19 protein-coding genes are annotated in these 20316 nt (G+C 44.8%); 7 read left to right on the top strand and 12 right to left on the bottom strand.

The window, feature by feature from the left end; all coding sequences use genetic code 11:
- Positions 1-684 (top strand): 1-pyrroline-5-carboxylate dehydrogenase, encoded by a 684-nt coding sequence (locus ACHUFM_RS06395; protein WP_394180667.1) that lies wholly within the window; start codon positions 1-3, stop codon positions 682-684.
- A gap of 121 nt (positions 685-805) precedes the next feature.
- Here ACHUFM_RS06395 and ACHUFM_RS06390 read toward each other — a convergent pair whose 3' ends face one another.
- The 5 genes from ACHUFM_RS06390 to uvrD all read right to left on the bottom strand — a co-directional run bounded on the left by ACHUFM_RS06390 (position 806) and on the right by uvrD (position 7590).
- Positions 806-1918, bottom strand: coding sequence for a TRAP transporter substrate-binding protein (locus ACHUFM_RS06390; protein ID WP_394180665.1), 1113 nt, complete (start codon positions 1916-1918; stop codon positions 806-808).
- Positions 1919-2230: 312 nt separating this feature from the next.
- Positions 2231-3343 (bottom strand): TRAP transporter substrate-binding protein, encoded by a 1113-nt coding sequence (locus ACHUFM_RS06385; RefSeq protein WP_394180664.1) that lies wholly within the window; start codon positions 3341-3343, stop codon positions 2231-2233.
- Between the two features lie 260 nt (positions 3344-3603).
- Positions 3604-4659, bottom strand: coding sequence for a Gfo/Idh/MocA family oxidoreductase (locus ACHUFM_RS06380; protein WP_394180662.1), 1056 nt, complete (start codon positions 4657-4659; stop codon positions 3604-3606).
- Positions 4660-4802: 143 nt separating this feature from the next.
- Complete coding sequence (locus ACHUFM_RS06375) at positions 4803-5300, bottom strand: 2TM domain-containing protein (RefSeq protein ID WP_394180660.1); 498 nt, start codon at positions 5298-5300, stop codon at positions 4803-4805.
- 76 nt (positions 5301-5376) lie between these two features.
- On the bottom strand, positions 5377-7590 hold the full coding sequence (gene uvrD, locus ACHUFM_RS06370; RefSeq protein ID WP_394180658.1) for a DNA helicase II: 2214 nt from the start codon (positions 7588-7590) through the stop codon (positions 5377-5379).
- Between the two features lie 292 nt (positions 7591-7882).
- Between uvrD and ACHUFM_RS06365 the strand changes: the two genes are divergently transcribed.
- From ACHUFM_RS06365 to ACHUFM_RS06355, 3 genes are all read left to right on the top strand, one after another.
- Complete coding sequence (locus tag ACHUFM_RS06365; protein ID WP_394180656.1) at positions 7883-8077, top strand: PA3496 family putative envelope integrity protein; 195 nt, start codon at positions 7883-7885, stop codon at positions 8075-8077.
- 277 nt (positions 8078-8354) lie between these two features.
- Positions 8355-9551, top strand: a complete 1197-nt coding sequence (locus ACHUFM_RS06360) for an amino acid aminotransferase (RefSeq protein WP_394180654.1) — start codon at positions 8355-8357, stop codon at positions 9549-9551.
- 150 nt (positions 9552-9701) lie between these two features.
- Positions 9702-10325, top strand: a complete 624-nt coding sequence (locus ACHUFM_RS06355; protein ID WP_394180653.1) for a DsbA family protein — start codon at positions 9702-9704, stop codon at positions 10323-10325.
- A 20-nt stretch (positions 10326-10345) separates the two neighbouring features.
- On the opposite strand, the gene ACHUFM_RS06350 is transcribed toward ACHUFM_RS06355, so the two are convergent.
- Complete coding sequence (locus ACHUFM_RS06350; RefSeq protein WP_394180651.1) at positions 10346-11923, bottom strand: GntR family transcriptional regulator; 1578 nt, start codon at positions 11921-11923, stop codon at positions 10346-10348.
- Positions 11924-12081: 158 nt separating this feature from the next.
- Here ACHUFM_RS06350 and ACHUFM_RS06345 point away from each other — a divergent pair, with 158 nt between their 5' ends.
- Positions 12082-13299, top strand: a complete 1218-nt coding sequence (locus tag ACHUFM_RS06345) for an aminotransferase class V-fold PLP-dependent enzyme (RefSeq protein WP_394180649.1) — start codon at positions 12082-12084, stop codon at positions 13297-13299.
- A gap of 6 nt (positions 13300-13305) precedes the next feature.
- Entirely contained in the window at positions 13306-13713 is a 408-nt protein-coding gene (locus ACHUFM_RS06340) for a SufE family protein (protein ID WP_394180647.1), read from the top strand.
- A 145-nt stretch (positions 13714-13858) separates the two neighbouring features.
- Here ACHUFM_RS06340 and yqfB read toward each other — a convergent pair whose 3' ends face one another.
- Entirely contained in the window at positions 13859-14176 is a 318-nt protein-coding gene (yqfB, locus tag ACHUFM_RS06335; RefSeq protein ID WP_394180645.1) for a N(4)-acetylcytidine aminohydrolase, read from the bottom strand.
- 3 nt (positions 14177-14179) lie between these two features.
- On the bottom strand, positions 14180-14959 hold the full coding sequence (tcdA, locus tag ACHUFM_RS06330) for a tRNA cyclic N6-threonylcarbamoyladenosine(37) synthase TcdA (RefSeq protein ID WP_394180643.1): 780 nt from the start codon (positions 14957-14959) through the stop codon (positions 14180-14182).
- 121 nt (positions 14960-15080) lie between these two features.
- Between tcdA and ACHUFM_RS06325 the strand changes: the two genes are divergently transcribed.
- On the top strand, positions 15081-15821 hold the full coding sequence (locus tag ACHUFM_RS06325; RefSeq protein ID WP_394180808.1) for a TrmB family transcriptional regulator: 741 nt from the start codon (positions 15081-15083) through the stop codon (positions 15819-15821).
- Between the two features lie 94 nt (positions 15822-15915).
- Here ACHUFM_RS06325 and ACHUFM_RS06320 read toward each other — a convergent pair whose 3' ends face one another.
- The 4 genes from ACHUFM_RS06320 to atpA form a co-directional block, all read right to left on the bottom strand.
- Positions 15916-16335, bottom strand: coding sequence for a F0F1 ATP synthase subunit epsilon (locus ACHUFM_RS06320; protein WP_063332345.1), 420 nt, complete (start codon positions 16333-16335; stop codon positions 15916-15918).
- A gap of 64 nt (positions 16336-16399) precedes the next feature.
- A complete protein-coding gene (gene atpD / locus ACHUFM_RS06315; RefSeq protein ID WP_394180641.1) occupies positions 16400-17776 on the bottom strand; it encodes a F0F1 ATP synthase subunit beta in 1377 nt (458 codons plus the stop codon).
- 27 nt (positions 17777-17803) lie between these two features.
- The gene (gene atpG / locus ACHUFM_RS06310) at positions 17804-18664 is read right to left on the bottom strand and encodes a F0F1 ATP synthase subunit gamma (protein WP_394180639.1); all 861 of its coding nucleotides are present in this window, start codon (positions 18662-18664) and stop codon (positions 17804-17806) included.
- A gap of 78 nt (positions 18665-18742) precedes the next feature.
- Positions 18743-20287: a F0F1 ATP synthase subunit alpha gene (gene atpA, locus ACHUFM_RS06305; RefSeq protein WP_063332342.1), complete on the bottom strand. Its 1545-nt coding sequence runs from the start codon at positions 20285-20287 to the stop codon at positions 18743-18745.
- Positions 20288-20316 lie beyond the last annotated feature (29 nt).

The raw sequence follows: 20316 nt of genomic DNA, 5'->3' as shown, positions 1-20316 counted from the left end.
ATGACAATCGTAAAACCTATTCAAATTCAGGTCGCGCAAGCTGTGTTCGAAAAATGGGATATGTTGGGTGTTCATGGCCGTGCAGAGAAATTGCTGCAAAGCCTGTATGCCTTTACCGCCGAGCAAAAGCAAATGGCGACATGGCAGATTGAAAATGCCCGTAAAGAAATCGCTGAAACTCGCATCATGCCGGGACCAACCGGTGAAAGTAACGAACTTTCCAACCAAGGACGAGGTGCTTTCTTATGCTATTCCGAGATATCCTCGGATAAAGCGAAAGTGGGCTTGGTTGGACAAGTTTTTACGGCGTTAATCGCTGGTAATCCCGTCATTACGGTTGGCTCAGAAGGTCAGCAAATCATGGATTACATTGCGCCTTTTGTCCCTGAAGGGGTGATTCAGAACATTGCCGAGTCCGCTAAAGATTCACTCATTGAAGCAGACGATTTAGCTGGCGTGGCTGTATTGTGTGAACCAGCACAAGCCATGGTATTGAATCAAACGCTCGCAGCAAAATCTGGACTTATTTGTCAGTTAGTTGCAGAAACAGAGAGTGAAAAGCTGTCGACCATCGCCAAGCCGCATTACATACTGCGCTTCGTGACAGAACGCACCGTGTCGAACAACACAACAGCGATCGGTGGTAATGCGACTCTATTAGAACTGGGTAGCATGAACGACTAAACGCCCATTGCACTTTAGTTCTGCCTTACAGGCCAAAACAAAAACGCCTTTTGTCTAAGACAAAAGGCGTTTTTTATGCGTTTACGTTTTGTAAACTCGCTTTTTATCAACTCAGTGACGCTTAATCAATTTCACGAGCATTGATGTAAGCACGCTCAGAAACTTCGTGCCATGCTCGAACTTTGCTGCCAAAGTCTTTGAAGGAGTCATATACCTTTTGGCTCATTGGATCCGCTGCCGCCACTTCTTCTAGCGTTTCTGCAGATGCTTTCTTCAAAGCAGACAACACATCTTCAGGGAAAGGTTTCAAAGACACATTGTGATCATTCACTAAGGTTTGTAATGCAGAGTTGTTCAACGCGGTAAATTCATCCAACATTTCCGCATTGGCCTGACGAGCTGCTGCACGAACGATCAACTGCAAGTCTTTCGGCAGGGCCTCAAACGCTTCTTTGTTAAAGATGGCTTCCATAGTAGAACCTGGCTCATGCCAACCTGGGTAGTAGTAGTATTTCGCTGCTTTGTACAAACCAAAGGCTAGATCATTGTATGGACCAACAAATTCGGTCGCATCAATCGCACCCGTTTGCAAGGAAGTGAAGATTTCACCGCCAGGTAAGTTAACTGGAATACCACCGACTTTTTTCAAGACTTCGCCACCCAAACCAGGGATACGCATTTTCAAGCCTTGAAAGTCTTCTAGCGAGTTGATTTCTTTGTTAAACCAACCACCCATTTGTACGCCTGTGTTACCGGCCGCCATAGGGATTAGGTTAAAAGGTTCATAAATTTCTTCCCACAGTGCTAAGCCACCACCATGATGAATCCAAGAGTTGATTTCTTGTGCTGTGAAACCAAAAGGAACCGCAGTGAAAAACTGTGCGGCTGGGGCTTTGCCTTTCCAGTAATACGCTGCGCCATGACCCATCTGAGCCGTACCGCGAGACACAGCATCAAATACTTCAAGTGCCGGTACTAATTCACCCGCTGCGTAGACTTTAATGTTGATACGACCATTGGACATTTCATTGATGCTTTTCGCTAGGTTTTCAGCACCCGTTCCCAAACCAGGGAAGTTCTTTGGCCAAGTGGTGACCATTTTCCAATTGATAACTTCTGCTTTGGTTTCCACTTTTGCGGTTTCTTCCGCTTTATCAGAACCACCACAGGCTACCAAAGTCGCCGTTGTTAAGCCGAGCAATGCCAACTTACTCCAGGTTTTTATTTTACTCATTCGTTATCCCTCAAGAGGCTAGTTTCACTTATTTTTATAGGACTTAGCTTGGTAAAAAATCTATTTATGCAACCCTAATCACATGCCTGCCTTTAAATATGTAAAAAAACAGAACTCGATAGACACATTTTATGCACTAAGTGATTGAGATAGTATGAATTGCTGAGCCTGCTCTCAAGGCCTTTTTGTTATTTATTGTTGATTTAGAGGATTTTTTCGGCGTAAAACAAAAAACGCCTTCCTCAACAGAGAAAAGCGTTTTTTATTTATCACTGGAATGATTGGCTGAAACGGCCAACCTATAGTCCATGTCTATTCAGCGGCACGAGCGTTAATAAATGCTCGCTCAGACACATCGTGCCAAGCGCTGACAGAATTTAAGAAGGTTTTAAAAGACTCATAAACCTTCTGGCTTTGCGGGTCTTGTGCAGCTACCTCAGCAATGGTTTCGTAAGATGCTTTTTTAAGCGCTAACAATAAATCCGCAGGGTACGCTTTCAATACCACATGATGTTCATTGATTAGAGTCTGTAAGGCCGCATTATTACGAGCGGTAAACTCATTGATCATGTCCAGATTAGCTTGCTTAACCGCCGTACGAACAATGGCTTGTAAATCAGCAGGAAGCGCTTCAAACGCCTCTTTGTTAAAAAGAGCTTCTACCGCAGAGCCAGGCTCATGCCAACCAGGAAAATAGTAGTACTTAGCCGCTTTGTATAAACCAAACGCTAAATCATTATAGGGACCAACCCACTCGGTAGCATCAATGGTGCCTGTTTGTAGCGCGGTAAAGACTTCACCACCAGGCAAGTTAACTGGCATCGCACCGACTTTCTTCAAGACTTCGCCACCTAACCCAGGCATACGCATTTTCAGACCTTGAAAATCCGCCAAGGAGTTAATCTCTTTATTGAACCAACCACCCATTTGCACGCCAGGATTACCCGCAGCCATTGGAATCAAATTGAATGGAGCATATAGCTCATCCCACAATTCTTGACCGCCACCGTAGGCCACCCAAGAATTGAATTCTTGTGCCGTTAAACCAAACGGTACCGTGGTAAAGAACTGCGCCGCTGGCACTTTGCCTTTCCAGTAATAAGACGCACCATGACCCATTTGTGCTGTGCCACGAGACACCGCATCAAATACTTCTAATGCTGGCACCAATTCGCCCGCAGCATAGACTTTGATGTCCAATCGACCATTCGACATCAGCTTAATGTTATCAGCCAATGCTTGTGCACCTGTGCCCAAACCTGGATAGTTCTTTGGCCAAGTGGTAACCATTTTCCAGTGGATAGTTTTCGCTTTCTGTTCTGCTTGTGCTGTGTCTTTAACTTTTTCAGAGCCGCCACAAGCGACCAAAAGAAGGGCGAATAAACCAGCGAACGCCAATTTGCCCATTACCATTAATTTACGCATTTTTTTCCCTTAGGAAGCCAGTTACTTAATTATGATGAGATGCTGTCTGTGACATGTCGGTGTAATCTTCATCACCAAACATTGAGATAGGTTGAATCAATAGAGCACCCTAAATGCGCCATCGATTGTATTTTTTATTATAGATCAGACAGAAAAGTGCCCTTTTCTTGCAAAAAACACGAAAAGGGCGACAGATAATAAGAAGTGTAGGAATTTTGCTCAACCTTTTTTGAATAAAAAGTCAGAATTTAAGCAAATTCCTAATATTGAGTCGCGTAATGCCATGAGACACGCTGCCCAGTCTCGGCTGATTGCTCCGCTAAACAAAGCAAATAGATCAATTGGCAAGCTTGGGTCATAGAAACAGGGGCATCCGCTTGGCCTAAGATAGCTTGTCTTAGTTGCGCGTAAAATGACGCGTATTGCCCTGCCGTCGACGCCTCTACTATGGTCTCAATATCATCTTGAGTATGTGCAATGAAACGTTTGTTCGTCTGTTGTTGAGCTTGTGATGGAAAGCCTTCTTGCCAAGGCATTTGCCCTGCTCTCAAAGCCTCTTCTTGCGGGTCTAAACCAAGGCATTGCCAACTCCCCTTATCAAACCTTGCGTTAAAACGGCGCATATCACCTGCTTCAAACGGTGTGGAGGCCAAACGAACCCTTTTATCTTCATAGCCCAGTTCCACTTCAAACCAATCATGGGTTTGACTCGCTTCGCGCAAACGATCAATGCTGGCGTGTAACCATTTTGGAGGACCAAACAAAAACAAGGCCTGATCCAATAAATGCGGCCCGAGATCCCAAAAGATACCCGTCCCAACCCCTGGCTCTTCACGCCAGCGGGATTGAGGGAAAGGACGAAAGCGATCAAAGCGAGAATCTAAGTGTTTGAGATTACCCAGCTCACCACTGTCGATAAGAGACTTTAAACGTCGTAAATCACCATCAAAACGACGATTTTGATACACACAAAAGATCAAATTTTTCTGCTTAGCAAGGGTACAGAGAAACTCTATTTGCTTAACACTGGTGACAGATGGTTTTTCCAATAGAACATGCTTACCATTTTCCAAAGCCTGCTTGGCTTGATCAAAGTGCAGCTGATTGGGCGTCGTAATCACTACTAAATCGACATCTGGTGCGGTAAAAACGTCTTCTGCTAACGCCACAACCGCCACATCAGGCCAACTGGCGGTAACTTCGTCCGCTTTGGAACTGCAAACATAGGCTAACGACATGTGTGGATCATTTGCCACAAAAGGCGCATGAAACACCCGACCAGACAAACCAAAACCAATCAGTCCTACTCGAATCATCACTTCTCTCCCTTACTTTTATCTTTGTTATGGCATTAGTTTACAGGGGATAGGAAAGGTTTGCTGAATAGAATAGTGAAGAAAGGAATGAGCAACGCATCCTCATTCCTAATACAAAGCATCAGGCTGACAATGCTAAACCCTCATTTTTTATTTAATTGCCGCTTTTCCCATTCCGGACCAAACCAATTCATGTAACCAAATGCGTCTAAGCCACGAATAACTAAACTAACACCGAGGCCAAGCATGGGCCAAACCGCCCATATATACGCTGTACTAGTAAAAATATTGATCGCGAACAACAGACAGATAATGGCACCATATCGAATCGCACGCTGATAAAATTTAGCGATTTTATTCACTCTTATTTGAGCGATATTTGCTTCAAAATTTTCGGATTGTTCATGCTGATACTCAGTCTGAATGGTCATTTCCTTTTCTCCTTGAAGAGAGTTTATGGACACATCAAAAACGGCAGCTAAGGATTTTAATGACTCTAAGCCGGGAGAATTTCCCTTTTCAATTCTCTGAATAGTACGAACACTTAATCCTGATAACTGTGAAAGCTGATCTTGGGACCAACCTCTTTGCAATCTAAGTGTTTTTACTATCATGTTTAAATCCCGCTCAACGTTTTTCATCAGACTAAATACTCATTCAAAAAAATGTCACGACATTTAGGCGACAAAAAAGTGACAATTGTTTATTTTCAATAAGTTACATCACTTCTAATTTGGCAAACGACAACACCAACCACTTACTGCCTTCGTCATCAAAGTTAACCTGCACGCGTGCTTGTGGCCCTTGACCTTCGTAGTTCACCACTAAGCCTTCACCAAACACGGGGTGTTTTACACGATCACCCATGCTGACATTCACTTCTGGTGCTTGATAACGGTTTAAGACACGGCTGTTTTGCAGCTTCTCTTTCTCGGCTTGATAATCAGGTCGCTGTAAGGACACTGGACGGCTGATCTGCGAACGCAGACGCACTTCTTGCAGACATTCTTGTGGTATTTCTTTGATAAAGCGAGATGGACTGTTAAAAGATTCACTGCCAAATAAACGACGAGATTCAGCGTAAGTCATGTATAACTTTTCCATCGCTCGGGTGACACCGACGTAGCACAAGCGTCGCTCTTCTTCTAAACGGCCAGGCTCTTCAAATGACATTTTACTGGGGAAAACGTTTTCCTCGACGCCCGTTAAGAACACCAGAGGAAACTCCAACCCTTTTGCCGAGTGCAAGGTCATTAATTGCACTGCATCTTGATATTCGTCCGCCTGCTGATCGCCAGCATCCAATACCGCTTGATCTAAAAAGGCCATCAGAGGCGAACTAAATTCTTCCTCTTCGTCGTTCCAACTAAAGCCACCAGCGGCGCCGACCAACTCTTTTAAGTTCTCAATGCGTGCTTCGCCTTTCTCCCCTTTCTCTTTCTCATGAAAAGGAATCAAACCGGCTTCATCGATGATCTGTTCAAAAATGTCATTGAGATTCAAATCTGGCTGCTGAACCGTCGTACTGAGACCTTCAATAAGATGCAGGAAGGTTTTAATCGCATTCGTAGCACGAGCCGGCATAAGAGACTGTCGCACCACTTCTTGTGCGGCTTGCCACATAGAGCAACCTTGATCACGCGCGATCTCTCTTAACGTACCAATACTGCGCTCACCAATACCACGAGGTGGAACATTCACCACTCGTTCCATGGCACCATCATCATTTGGATCCAGTGCTAAACGAGCATAGGCCAAGGCATTTTTAATTTCTAACCGGTCGTAAAATCTGTGCCCACCATAAATTCGATAAGCAATCTGTTCCCTAACAAGGCACTCTTCAATCACCCGAGACTGAGCATTGGAACGGTATAGAATCGCCATGTCCGTGAGCGATGTTCCCTTATCCCGCCATTCTTTAATGATGCCTAAAATGAAGCGCGCCTCATCTTGTTCATTAAAACCCGCGTAGACAGAAATGGGTTCCCCTTCACCGCTGTCGGTCCACAGTTCTTTGCCTAACCGATCGTCATTATGTTGAATCAAACCGTTGGCCGCGTTCAAGATATGGCCAGTGGAACGGTAATTCTGCTCCAAGCGAATGGTCTGAACATGGTCAAAGTGTTTGCTAAAGTTATGGATGTTTTCGATCTTCGCCCCACGCCAACCGTAAATAGACTGATCGTCATCCCCTACAGCCGTGATCGTACCTTGATCGCCAACCATGACACGTAGCCAAGCGTATTGAATGGTGTTGGTATCTTGAAACTCATCCACTAAAACGTGGCGGAATCGCTCTTGGTAATGACGTAGTAACGCTGGCGTACTGAGCATCAACTCATGAGCGCGCAGTAATAATTCACCAAAGTCTAATAATCCACTTCGTTCACAGGCTTCTTCATAATGATAATAAAGCTCACGCATGCCTTTCGTGAAAGGGTCATGGCTGTCTGGTACATGGGCGGCACGACGGCCTTCGTCTTTTTGTCCGTTAATAAACCACGCCACTTGTTTGGGTGGCCAGCGGGTATCATCAATGCTTAACTCTCGCATGATGCGCTTAATCAACCGCAGTTGGTCATCACTGTCCATGATCTGAAAGTTTTCTTTCAAGCCCGCATCACGCCAATGAGCGCGTAACAGACGGTGTGCTAGTCCATGAAAGGTTCCCACCCACATACCTTGTGGTGGTACGCCGACCAGCTCTTCAATCCTCCCTTGCATTTCTCGAGCCGCTTTGTTGGTAAAAGTTACCGCCATTAGACTGTATGGAGACAGCTCATAAGCGTGCATCAGCCAAGCGATGCGATGTACTAATACTCGAGTTTTTCCTGATCCAGCCCCTGCTAACACCAAGCTGTTTTGCAATGGTGCTGCCACCGCTTCGCGTTGCTTGTCATTCAATGAATCCAGGATAAAAGAAACGTCCATTACCGTCCGCCGTAATTAAATTAATGTGTTTGTCATAAAAAACGTGTAAAAAATAGATTGATTTTTGAACGATTTACGTTTTTTATACGTTTTTAGGGAAGGTACAAATAAGCGCCACTGGCGACAGCAACCATTTTCGCGTTGCTCTGATCCCCATAAGGGTCGGCGTGTAGATTGCCCTTTATTCGCACCTTCCTTAACTAAGTTGTCTGTCTATTTTGACTTTTTTCAACGATCGATGACAGTACTCTGTGCATTTCTACGTCATCGAAAGGCTAGAAAGGGGGTTACGATGAGCAATTTGTCTGAAACACTAACCGAAGTAAAAACAGATATTCTACACGCTTCGATTAGTTTGGATAATGAAAAAAAACAGCGCAATCAAAAGGATGATGCCGCTAGAATGCTAAAAGCGAGACGCGCTATTGAACAGCACCTAGAACAGAAACGCTTACATCACGACATTTCTAATGGTTGGGACGATTAAGTAAATCACCACTATTATCAAACATACCTAGCCCCAACCTAATAATCTAGGCGCAGCGTGCTAGAAGCCCTGTCAACCAAGCCGATTTGGTATTTGGGGAGCTCTCTTCACCATAAAAAAACACGCTCTAACGATAAATGACATTTTAATACAGTAATTCCTCCTGCTTTTTGACCTGATTTATAGCGGTTACTCACGTCTTCGAGTACCATATATCTGATTTTTAATATCTTCTAATCCATAATAAAAAAGAAAATAACCCTCTTGGGGAGTTAACATGTTTGAACATATCCAAGCTGCTCCAGCGGACCCAATTTTAGGTCTGAACGACGCTTACAAAAAAGATCCCAACCCAAACAAAATTAACCTTGGTGTTGGTGTGTATAAGGATGAACAAGGCCACACGCCTATTTTAAAGGCTGTAAAACAAGCAGAAGAGCGTTTGTTGTTCCAGGAAACATCAAAAACCTATTTAAGCATTGAAGGTAGACCTAATTACCGCAGTGCCGTACAAACCTTATTGTTTGGTGAAGGTCACCCGATTATTAGCAAGCAACTTGCTCAGACTGCCCATACTCCTGGTGGTACTGGTGCCCTTCGCGTTGCGGCTGAATTCATTAAAAAACACCTTCCTGAAGCCACTATTTGGGTCAGCAACCCAACATGGGCAAACCACCAATCGGTTTTCCAATCAGTCGGTTTAGAAGTAGGCAGTTACTCGTACTATAACGCTGACAGCAAAACATTAGACTTTGAAGCCATGCTCGCTAGCCTATCGCAAGTACCTGAAGGCGATGTGGTGTTATTTCACGGCTGTTGTCACAACCCAACCGGTATCGACCCAACGCCAGAGCAGTGGTATCAGTTAGCGAAGCTCTGCAGTAAGCAAGGTTTCTTAGCACTGTTTGATTTTGCTTACCAAGGTTTCGGACAAAGCTTAAACGACGATGCCCAAGGCCTAAGAACCTTCTTGGATCATGTGCCTGAAATGATGATTGCCAGTTCTTTCTCTAAGAACTTTGGCTTATATAATGAACGTGTTGGGGCATTAACCATTGTCTGTGAAACCAGTGAGCAAGCGGAATCGGCTTTCACTCAAATCAAGCGCTGTATCCGCACCAATTACTCGAACCCGCCTTCTCATGGTTCAGCGGTGGTTGCTGAAATTTTGAACGACGCTGAGCTGTATGCTTTATGGGAGAGCGAATTGGATACCATGCGCACACGAATTCATGAAATGCGCAGCCTGTTTGTGAATACCTTGAGAGCGAAAGGCGTAGAACAAGATTTTTCTTTCATCTCACAGCAGCAAGGTATGTTCTCTTTCTCTGGATTAACGCCAGATCAAGTCAACCAATTGCGTAATGAGTTCGGGATTTACATTGTCGGATCTGGACGTATTAACGTAGCGGGCATGACGCACGATAATATGGCCCCTTTGTGTGAAGCCATTGCTCAAGTAATCAAAGGCTAAACACGGCCGAAGCTAAAATAAGTCTGAGAAGCGGCCATCGGTTTAAAACGGATGGCCGCTTTTTTGTTTCTCTTCTGGTTCATATTTGCTAATTTGTCATGCCGTATTTTTTATTGGCGTAATCACAGTTCGTCTATAGAGGAGAGCAAAATGACCGCTACACTGATTTATTGTTATGACCCAATGTGCAGCTGGTGTTGGGGGTTTCGCCCCACTTGGAGCAAACTCCAAAAAGCACTTCAAGGGCTTATTGACGAAGAAAAATTATCGATACAGCCGATGCTAGGCGGTTTAGCAGTCGATTCTGATGCGCCCATGCCAAATGACATGCGTACTAAGTTACAAGCGACTTGGCAAAACATTCACCAACAACTCGGCACAGAGTTCAATTTCGATTTTTGGCAAACTAACGAACCCAGACGCTCTACCTATCCTGCTTGTCGTGCTTGCTATGTGGCTCGTGACTTTGGTTTGGAAGAAGAAATGTACCATGCCATTCAGCAGGCCTATTATTTGGACGCCAAAAACCCTTCTAATTTAGACACCTTAACCGAATGTGCTGAACACATAGGATTAAAAGCCGAAGGTTTTCAGAAAGCCATGATACACGTTGAAAAAGAAGCTTTGTTGGAAGAAGAAATAGAGCAAGCAAGGCACTTACATCTAAACTCTTTTCCTTCATTAGCTTTATTAAAAGGCGATCAATTAATTTCCATTCCGTTGGATTATCAAAACCATTTGAGCATGCTTGAGAGCATTAAAAAGGCGCTTTAAGCACCTTAATAGAGGTTGGACTAACCAAAATCATGGTTAATTAAATCCAACATGGGGTTATAGAGAGGTTCAGGCGCTTTTCTTTCTTCTTCCGACCGACTCTTATCCCGGGACGTCTCAACTTCTTGCTGATCTGCTGACAGTTCCGTTGTTGCGTTAACGTGATCTTCTGTGGATGACTCTTGTTTCGTTAAAGCGTCTTGTGGCAGCCCGGAAGTCACTTCAACATTGATGTCAGAAGCGGCTTCAGACATCCCCAAGTCAGGCAATAAGTAATCTTTTAAAAGACTAACAGCCGACGTGACGTCGTCCACCGTCACATTCAATGCGAGCCAGTGATCTGCGTCTTGCTCTAGGCTTAATAAACCACCAGGGACAATGACATGACGAAAGCTCGCAATCAAAGCAGGCATGGTCTCTTTATTGACCGGTTTTGCTAAGCGCATCCATAACGCCATCCCACCTTTACTGCTAACTAGGCTAATCTGGTCTCCTAATTGTTCATCTAAATAGGCTTTGATTCGTTCTGCATTCGCCCAAACGTCCCTTGCTCGACGTATAACAGACGATTTGCTATTGATCTTAAGCATGTCACTCAGGCAAGCCTGCTGCACATCATTCAACGCCATGTCAGCCGCTAAGAAAGCCCCATCCAATACTTCATGATGGCGACCCGGTAAACACCACGCCATTGTCATCTCAGAGGTTTTACTCTCAACGCCACCTATGTAAACAATGTGATCCGATTGATCTAACGATTTATAGGTCAATAATGGCCCGCTGCGATAAGCCAAATGTGAACACAAGTCCCATTCAATCACTGGTAATTGAGTTTCTTCGATAATGGCTAACCAGCGACGTAAACTCAAATTGCTGATCAATTGCCCAGCAGGGAAAGCAAACTGGCCTGGTAAAACGATGAGTTTGATCGGCTCGTCTCGCAAACAACGAATGGCCAAATCCAAATCCACACCACGATCACCAGCTGAGATGGTAATAACGCGACGGCCCAAGCTTTGTAGAGTACTGGTCAATCTAGGATCACAAGGCGTAATCACTAAAACCGAGTCCCCTTTCTCGGTCAGTGTTTGAATACTTTGAGTCAACATCGCCAACGGGGAACGCCCTAACCAAAGTTGGGACGCTCTTGATTTAATGCCCATGTCTTTCAAGTAATCATTGACCACTTCCCGAACTGCCAAATGGCCTTTACCCAAGACAGGCAAAGCATCGTCTTCTTGTTTAGACGAGCTTTGACCATAGGCATTGGCTTGATCCACAAGAGCACCGTGATGAGCTAAGCATGCCCAAGCAGATTTTGTGTCTTGTCCTGTTGAGACATGTAGAGACTCACCAGCCAGTAACAAAGCCGGCTTTACTTCGCTTCGATGACAGACAAAATAGCCAGATTTAGGGCGAGACTCGATCCAACCGTCTTTTGTTAGTAATTCATAACCATGAATGACCGTATTCAAACTGAGTCCAAGCTGCTTAGATAAAGCGCGCAGTGACAGCATTTTATCGCCAGGATTGAGTACACCCTGCGACACTTGCTCCAAAAACCAGTCTACGACACCCTTATATAAAAAATCCGCCACGGCTTTGTACCTTTTTAAGACAATAAATTTATAACTGTTATCAATCATTGTCTCTGTCTAAAAAAAACGCAAGTAAAAGGCCATTAATTCCTGAATTTTATGGCTATTAAGGTACAATTTTACGGATGTTTTCTAAGAATCACCGATATTAGGCAGTTATGGCATTCGACCCTCTTTCCATTCGTTCGCAATTTCCTATTTTGGCTCAACAGGCCTACGACAACCCTCTTATTTATTTGGATAACGCGGCCACCACACAAAAACCATTAAGTGTGTTAGAAGCCATGCAAAACTATTACTTAACCGCCAATGCGAATGTTCATCGTGGCGCCCATTATTTGAGTGATATGGCCACGGACCAGTTTGAAAACGCACGACAGCGCGTGGCGCAATTCCTTAATGCGCCAGAACAAAGTCAGGTTATTTGGACAAAAGGCACCACAGAATCCATTAATCTTGTGGCCTATGGCTTAGAACACCTGATTCAAGCCGGTGACGAAATACTCATCACCAGTTTAGAACATCACGCTAACCTGGTGCCTTGGCAGCAACTGGCGTTTCGCACAGGCGCACGACTGCGCGTATTGCCTTTAACATCAGATGCTCAATGGCAAGAGGAATTGACTCACTATTTTACTAAACGCACTAAGATTTTTGCCGTCACACAAGTCTCTAATGCTATTGGCGTTCATACTCCCATTGAGATGCTTATCCAACAGGCCAAACAACACGGCGCTTTTACCTTAGTCGATGGCGCACAAGCCGTGGCTCACTACCCAGTGGATGTGGCGAAACTTGATTGTGATTTCTATGTGTTTTCAGGCCACAAAATGTATGGTCCAACCGGTATTGGCGTGTTGTACGGCAAACACCACGCTTTAGAAGTGTTAATGCCTTATCAAACTGGTGGCGAAATGGTGTCTAAGGTGTCTTACCAAGCCACTGAGTTCAATGTCTTACCTTATCGTCTTGAAGCGGGCACTCCTCATATGGAAGGTGCCATAGGTTTGGCCACCGCCTGCGACTTTATCGACCAACAAGACAGACAAAGCATGCTAGCTTGGGAACAACAGCTTGCCCATCATGTATGGGTGACCTTACAAAAAGCCGCTAATGTGGAAATATACTCTCCTGAGCAGCACACCACATTGGTGTCGTTATCTGTACCCAATATCCATACATTGGATCTCAACGCCTATTTGGATAGCCAAGGTATCGCTGTTCGAGCAGGCAGCCACTGTGCCCAACCCTTGATGGCACAACTTGGAGTCATGGGAACACTCAGGGCATCCTTTGCTTGTTATAATACTTTGCAAGAAGCAGAGCGTTTCTGCGACGTTTTAATCGAAGCAATTGATTTATTAGACGACGAGTAACAAGCGATGACCGACTCTTTAGAACAACAAAAGCCTGTAAACATAAAAGCCCAACTACAGGCTTGCCGAAGCAAAGAAGACACTTTCAAAGCATTAGTAACGTTAAGCAAAACCTTAACGCGCTTGTCCGCCGACGAAAAAATAGAAGAAAACAAAATAAAAGGCTGCGAAAGCGCTGTTTGGTTAATCGTTGAAGAAAAAGGTAATGAACGCCACTTCAAAGCTGACAGCGACGCCAAACTCATGCGTGGTGTACTCGTTGCCATCTTAAGCTTAGTACAAGGAAAAACACGGGATGATATCCAACAAATGGACCTCAAAGCAGAGCTAGCCGAACTTAACCTATCAAGCTACTTAACCAGCTCTAGAACCAATGGTGTGTTAGCGATTTTGAATAGGATAGTATCGAACTAAAATCATTCGTTACCATCCTGCTTTAAGCTATTGATCTTGGTTTTACTAAGATTTTCAGTAGCACATGACAACAAGATATTAATATTGCATACAAGATGTCAGGCGGGACATTCTTTGTTTTAGATGAGCAGAATCAGCTTGTTTGTTATGCATAAAGCAGTTGATAAGAGATCAAATACAACTGTTGAATCCCTGGGTAAATGTTTTGAACCACTTCCCTTAATTCAGCCAGTGTCATGTTTTCTTGTTCGGCATGATAATCCGTTAAAGCGTCAAACAAAACAGGCTCGACAGACACTATTTTCAATCGACAAAATTCACGACCATCTTCGAAAGTAGACACAGTTACTACGGAATCAGGAACATAGTGCTTTTCAGCGTCATCACGCAAAGTAATGGTCTTTTTGCCAGATAGAATATCGGCCTCAAAGCGTTCAAAGAAAGTCATTGTGGTCGGTATCATTACTTAGTCCACCTTGTGAGCCAGTTTTTGTAACACTCGACTCACCGCCACAAAACCAAAGGTTGCGGTGACCACGGTACTGGCACCAAAACCCGTATCACAGTTCATCTTGGTTTCTGTATCCCCTTTTTGTCGAGATTCAGAAACGCTTCCATCCAATTGTGGGTATTTTATCTGTTCAAGGGAATAAACACATTCAATCTCAAAGCGTCGCTTGGTATTACGAGGAAAGTTATAATGGCGGCGCAGATAATTTCTCAACTTGGCCGCGAGCGGATCTTGTTCGGTGCGTGATAAATCCGCGATTTGGATTTGTGTTGGATCAATCTGTCCGCCCGCACCACCAACCGTAATGATTTTTCGCTTGTTACGTTTACACCAAGCCACCAGAGCCGCTTTTGGCTTAAGACTGTCAATGGCGTCAATAATGTAATCAAACGGCTCAGAGAGCAGCTCAGCAAGGTTGTCTGGGGTAATGAAGTCCTCTACACAAGTCACCTGACAGTCAGGGTTAATCAAGGCGATGCGTTCTTGCATGGCATCCACTTTGGCTTTACCAACGTTGCCCTCTAACGCATGAATTTGACGATTGGTATTGGTCACACACACATCATCCATATCGATCAAGGTAATACGACCAATACCGGAGCGTGCTAATGCCTCTGCCGCCCACGAGCCCACGCCGCCAATCCCGATGACACAAACGTGCGAGCGCTGGAACGCTTCATAAGCCAAATTGCCATACAAGCGGCGAATGCCACCAAATCGTTGTTCATCTGTCACTTTTCTCTCCAAACTTTTCTCTGTACGCTTTGTCTATCGCATGGACAATAGACCTGCGTGTCACGCTTATTCGGTGTATTCTACTCACTTATTTGTTTTTAATCAGGTGTCCTTATCCGCCATGAGCCAAGATGCGTTTGAACAACTCGGACTAACAGCACGAGAAACCTTGCTTTATCAAACCCTATTAAAATTAGGTCCATCATCGATTCGAGATATCGCGGAACACAGTGGTGTGAACCGTGGTAGTGCTTATGAATCCTTAAAGCAATTGCAAAGCAAAGGAGTTGTGAGCTACTTCCCCAAGGGGAAACGCCGCTTTTTCTCCGCGGAAAGTCCAGACATTTTACTTGATCTGGCTGAGGAAAAACGTCAACGTTTGGACAAAACCATTGAATCGTTAAAAAACACCATTATCCCAAATTTGCACCAGCAACAGCCGGACTATCACCAGACGAATGTGCGTTATTATGAAGGAGATGATGGCATTGAATGGGTTTTGCGGGACATTCTAAACGTAGTTTCCGAGCAGGATAACAAAGAATATTGTGTCTTTTCATCCAAACCCATAAGACCGTATTTGTATCGCCCTTTTCCAAATTATACCAAGCAACGAATTAAGCTGGGGATCAATGTAAAAGTTATCGCTTTAGGTGACGGTGGTGAAGATGCGGAGCTGTCCGAACGTAAATGGATTAAAACAGAAGGGGCGGTTGACGCCAGTTACATTGCTATTTATCCACCAAAATGTGCCATTATTTCCCTCGCCAGCAATAATTTTCCATCGGCCGTGGTACTGGAATCTCAGGACATAGCAAAGGCCCAACAGATCATTTTCGATACCTTATGGAAAATGCTATAACCCCATTTGGTTCGGCTTATAAGACATAAAAAAGTAAGACATAAAAAAAGCAGCCCAAGGGCTGCTTTTTTTGACGCTTACTCAACCATTTCGATTATTTATGATCACGAAACTGTTGAAGTGTACGCAGACGAGCAACGGCTTCTGCCAACTCAGCTGTCGCACGAGTGTAGTCAACATCAGGTTTTTGATTCGCTAAAAGCTCTTTAGCATGCGCCTGAGCTTTTAGTGCTGCCTCTTCGTCCAGATCATTGGCACGAGTGGCGGTGTTAGCCAAAACAGTAACGCGGTGTGGCTGAACTTCTAGGAAGCCGCCAGACACAAAGATAAACTCTTCATCACCGTTTTCTTTAACCACACGAACAGGACCTGGTTGCAGAGTCGTCAACAATGGCGCATGACCAGGCATAATGCCCAGATCGCCATAGCTGCCTGCAGCCACAAGAGACTGAACCGTACCGGAAAAGATCTCTTGCTCAGCGCTTACGATATCGCAGTGTACTGTGATAGCCATAAGTTGCCTCTCTTAGTCATGCTTAGCAAAAGTGCTCAAACAGCACTCTTGCTAGGCGTAATGGTTAAAGTTTCTTAGCTTTCTCGACCGCTTCGTCGATGCTACCAATCATGTAGAAGGCTTGCTCTGGAAGCTCATCGTACTCACCATCAAGAATGCCTTTAAAACCACGAATGGTTTCTTTCAAAGAAACATACTTACCAGGTGCGCCAGTGAAGACTTCTGCTACGAAGAAAGGCTGAGACAAGAAACGTTGGATTTTACGAGAACGGTTAACCGTTTGCTTATCTTCTTCAGATAACTCGTCCATACCCAAGATTGCAATGATGTCTTTTAGCTCTTTATAGCGTTGCAATACCATTTGAACACCACGTGCTACGTCATAATGTTCTTGACCGATAACCAATGGGTCAAGCTGACGAGAAGTACTATCAAGAGGATCAATCGCAGGGTAGATACCCAAAGCAGCGATATCACGAGACAATACAACAGTCGCGTCCAAGTGAGAGAAAGTCGTCGCTGGAGATGGGTCAGTCAAGTCATCGGCTGGTACGTATACCGCTTGTACCGATGTGATAGAACCCGTCTTAGTTGACGTAATACGCTCTTGTAGTACACCCATCTCTTCAGCAAGAGTTGGCTGGTAACCTACCGCAGATGGCATACGACCTAGCAAGGCAGATACTTCCGTACCAGCAAGCGTATAACGGTAGATGTTATCTACGAAGAAAAGTACGTCACGACCTTCGTCACGGAATTTCTCAGCCATCGTCAAACCAGTCAAAGCAACACGTAGACGGTTACCTGGTGGCTCGTTCATCTGACCGTATACTAGAGATACTTTATCGATTACGTTCGAATCCGTCATCTCATGGTAGAAGTCGTTACCCTCACGAGTACGCTCACCAACACCTGCGAATACAGAGTAACCGCTGTGCTCGATCGCGATGTTACGGATAAGTTCCATCATGTTTACGGTTTTACCTACACCGGCACCACCAAACAGACCAACTTTACCACCCTTCGCGAAAGGACATACAAGGTCGATTACCTTAATACCCGTTTCTAGTAGCTCATTACCAGATGCTTGCTCATCGTAAGAAGGAGCAGAACGGTGGATAGACCAACGTGCTTCTTCACCGATAGGGCCTTTTTCATCAATTGGGTTACCTAGAACGTCCATAATACGTCCTAGTGTTTGAGTACCAACTGGGACAGAAACAGGGTGACCAGTATTTGTTACTGGAAGGCCACGCTTCATGCCATCAGTGGAACCCATAGCGATGGTACGAACAATACCGTCGCCTAGCTGTTGTTGAACTTCCAACACCAACTCTTTACCCTCGATTGTGAGGGCGTCGTATACTTTTGGCACATTATCACGTGGGAATTCCACGTCGATAACCGCACCGATAATCTGTACGATTTGTCCGCTACTCATGTTCGGATCCTCTTAATACCTAATACCTTAAACCGCTGCCGCGCCGCTGACTATCTCAGAAATTTCCTGAGTAATCGCTGCTTGACGAGCCTTGTTGTACACCAGCTGTAATTCATCAATGATATCACCAGCATTGTCTGTTGCATTTTTCATCGCAAGCATACGAGCTGCTTGTTCACAGGCAATGTTCTCAACCACTGATTGATACACTTGAGATTCGATATAACGAACCAATAACTCGTTCAAAATTTCAACGGCTTCCGGCTCATAGATGTAATCCCAGTGGTGCTGTAACTCTGTATTCTCTTCCGCTTTTAATGGTAGAAGCTGCTCAACTGTTGGCTTCTGAGTCATGGTGTTCACGAACTCGTTAGAAACCACAAACAATTGATCAATCTGACCATCATCGAAAGCGTCCAACATTACCTTCACACTACCAACAAGATCGTCGGCCTTAGGCGCATCGCCTAAACCTGTGTGAGCTGCTGTGACATTTCCGCCGTAGTTGCGAAAAAATGAAACGGCTTTTGAGCCAATCGCACAGATATCAACTTCAACACCTGATTCAGCGAACTGTTTCATTTCTTTAATAGCAGCTTTAAACACGTTTACGTTTAAGCCACCACACAAACCACGGTCAGAAGAGATTACGATATAACCAACACGCTTCGCCTCACGCTCGGTAAGGTAACGGTGTTTATACTCAGGATTCGCGTTGGCCAAATGACCAACTACTTGGCGAATTCGTTCCGCATACGGACGAGAAGCGGCCATACGATCCTGAGCTTTACGCGTCTTACTCGCGGCCACTTTTTCCATGGCACGAGTAATTTTACGCGTATTGTTAATGCTCGAAATCTGAGTACGTATCTCTTTTCCGACTGCCATAATAGAACTGCCCTTGTGAGAATGTTATTTCACAAACTGCAAGAAGATGGTGACAAGGTTAACTTGTCACCAACCACATTACCAAGTTTGCGTCGCTTTAAACTTCTCGATTGCCGCTTTAAATGTCGCTTCAATCTCGCCGTTAAAATTGCCTGTTTTGTTAATGTCAGCCATTAGATCAGCGTGTTCGCTGTTCATGTAGCTCAACAAAGAACTTTCAAAACTGGCAATTTTGCTTGTATCAACATCTTCAAGGTAGCCATCATTAGCAGCGTAAAGAACCACACCCATATCAGCAACAGGCATTGGAGAGAACTGCTTTTGTTTCATCAGTTCTGTCACCTGTTTACCGTGTTCTAACTGCTTACGAGTTGCTTCGTCTAGGTCAGATGCGAACTGAGCGAATGCCGCCAATTCACGATACTGAGCCAAAGCAAGACGAATACCGCCACCAAGTTTCTTAACGATCTTAGTTTGCGCTGCACCACCAACACGAGAAACGGAAATACCGGCGTTCATCGCTGGACGAATACCAGAGTTGAACAAGCTCGTTTCAAGGAAAATCTGACCATCTGTGATGGAGATTACGTTAGTTGGTACGAAAGCCGATACGTCACCACCTTGTGTCTCGATGATAGGCAAAGCAGTCAAAGAACCTGTTTGGCCTTTTACTTCACCGTTAGTGAACTTCTCAACATAGTCTGCACTAACACGAGAAGCACGCTCAAGAAGACGAGAGTGAAGGTAGAATACGTCACCTGGGTAAGCTTCACGACCAGGTGGACGACGAAGTAGCAAAGAGATTTGACGGTAAGCCCAAGCTTGCTTGGTCAAATCATCATAAATAATCAGTGCGTCTTCACCGCGATCACGGAAGTATTCACCCATTGAACAACCAGTGTACGGCGCAAGGAACAACATAGACGCAGGATCAGAAGCACCAGCTGCAACAACAGTGGTATATTCCATCGCGCCAGCTTCTTCAAGCTTACGTACAACGTTGGCAATAGTAGATTGTTTTTGACCAATCGCAACGTACACACATTTAATGCCACTGTTTTTCTGAGCAATAATGGTGTCGATCGCCAAAGCCGTTTTACCGACCTGACGGTCACCGATGATCAACTCACGCTGACCACGACCTACCGGTACCATGGCATCAATTGCCTTGTAACCCGTTTGGATTGGTTGATCAACTGACTGACGGTCGATTACGCCAGGCGCAACTTTTTCAACTTTGTCAGTTAGTTTTGCGTCAACTGCGCCTTTGCCGTCAATAGGATTACCTAAAGCGTCAACAACGCGGCCTAGCAATTCAGGTCCTACTGGAACTTCCAGAATACGACCTGTACATTTTACTTTTTGACCTTCAACAAGGTCTTGGTAGTTACCCAATACAACCGCACCGACAGAGTCACGCTCTAGGTTCAAGGCCATACCGTAAACACCACCAGGGAATTCAATCATTTCCCCGTACATAACATCTGCCAGACCGTGGATCAGAACGATACCGTCTGCCACGCTGACAATTGTGCCCTCATTCTGGGCATCAGAAGAAACATCGAGGTTCTCGATGCGCTTCTTGATAATCTCGCTGATCTCAGATGGATTCAGTTGCTGCATGCTAAATTCCTCAACCCTGGTTTCGACTT

This window comes from Marinomonas posidonica, assembly GCF_043643765.1.
Classification (GTDB): Bacteria; Pseudomonadota; Gammaproteobacteria; order Pseudomonadales; family Marinomonadaceae; genus Marinomonas; species Marinomonas posidonica_A.
This window is presented reverse-complemented; position numbering and strand designations above follow the sequence as displayed.

Excerpts from the sequence above, each read along its gene's own strand:
- ACHUFM_RS06345 (WP_394180649.1), top strand. The coding sequence starts at position 12,082 with ATGGCATTCGACCCTCTTTCCATTCGTTCGCAATTTCCTATTTTGGCT.
- ACHUFM_RS06375 (WP_394180660.1), bottom strand. The coding sequence starts at position 5,300 with ATGAAAAACGTTGAGCGGGATTTAAACATGATAGTAAAAACACTTAGA.
- yqfB (WP_394180645.1), bottom strand. The coding sequence starts at position 14,176 with ATGATACCGACCACAATGACTTTCTTTGAACGCTTTGAGGCCGATATT.
- atpD (WP_394180641.1), bottom strand. The coding sequence starts at position 17,776 with ATGAGTAGCGGACAAATCGTACAGATTATCGGTGCGGTTATCGACGTG.
- ACHUFM_RS06395 (WP_394180667.1), top strand. The coding sequence starts at position 1 with ATGACAATCGTAAAACCTATTCAAATTCAGGTCGCGCAAGCTGTGTTC.
- ACHUFM_RS06355 (WP_394180653.1), top strand. The coding sequence starts at position 9,702 with ATGACCGCTACACTGATTTATTGTTATGACCCAATGTGCAGCTGGTGT.
- ACHUFM_RS06390 (WP_394180665.1), bottom strand. The coding sequence starts at position 1,918 with ATGAGTAAAATAAAAACCTGGAGTAAGTTGGCATTGCTCGGCTTAACA.
- ACHUFM_RS06325 (WP_394180808.1), top strand. The coding sequence starts at position 15,081 with ATGAGCCAAGATGCGTTTGAACAACTCGGACTAACAGCACGAGAAACC.
- ACHUFM_RS06320 (WP_063332345.1), bottom strand. The coding sequence starts at position 16,335 with ATGGCTATCACAGTACACTGCGATATCGTAAGCGCTGAGCAAGAGATC.
- atpG (WP_394180639.1), bottom strand. The coding sequence starts at position 18,664 with ATGGCAGTCGGAAAAGAGATACGTACTCAGATTTCGAGCATTAACAAT.
- ACHUFM_RS06380 (WP_394180662.1), bottom strand. The coding sequence starts at position 4,659 with ATGATTCGAGTAGGACTGATTGGTTTTGGTTTGTCTGGTCGGGTGTTT.
- atpA (WP_063332342.1), bottom strand. The coding sequence starts at position 20,287 with ATGCAGCAACTGAATCCATCTGAGATCAGCGAGATTATCAAGAAGCGC.
- ACHUFM_RS06340 (WP_394180647.1), top strand. The coding sequence starts at position 13,306 with ATGACCGACTCTTTAGAACAACAAAAGCCTGTAAACATAAAAGCCCAA.
- ACHUFM_RS06365 (WP_394180656.1), top strand. The coding sequence starts at position 7,883 with ATGAGCAATTTGTCTGAAACACTAACCGAAGTAAAAACAGATATTCTA.
- ACHUFM_RS06385 (WP_394180664.1), bottom strand. The coding sequence starts at position 3,343 with ATGCGTAAATTAATGGTAATGGGCAAATTGGCGTTCGCTGGTTTATTC.
- ACHUFM_RS06360 (WP_394180654.1), top strand. The coding sequence starts at position 8,355 with ATGTTTGAACATATCCAAGCTGCTCCAGCGGACCCAATTTTAGGTCTG.
- uvrD (WP_394180658.1), bottom strand. The coding sequence starts at position 7,590 with ATGGACGTTTCTTTTATCCTGGATTCATTGAATGACAAGCAACGCGAA.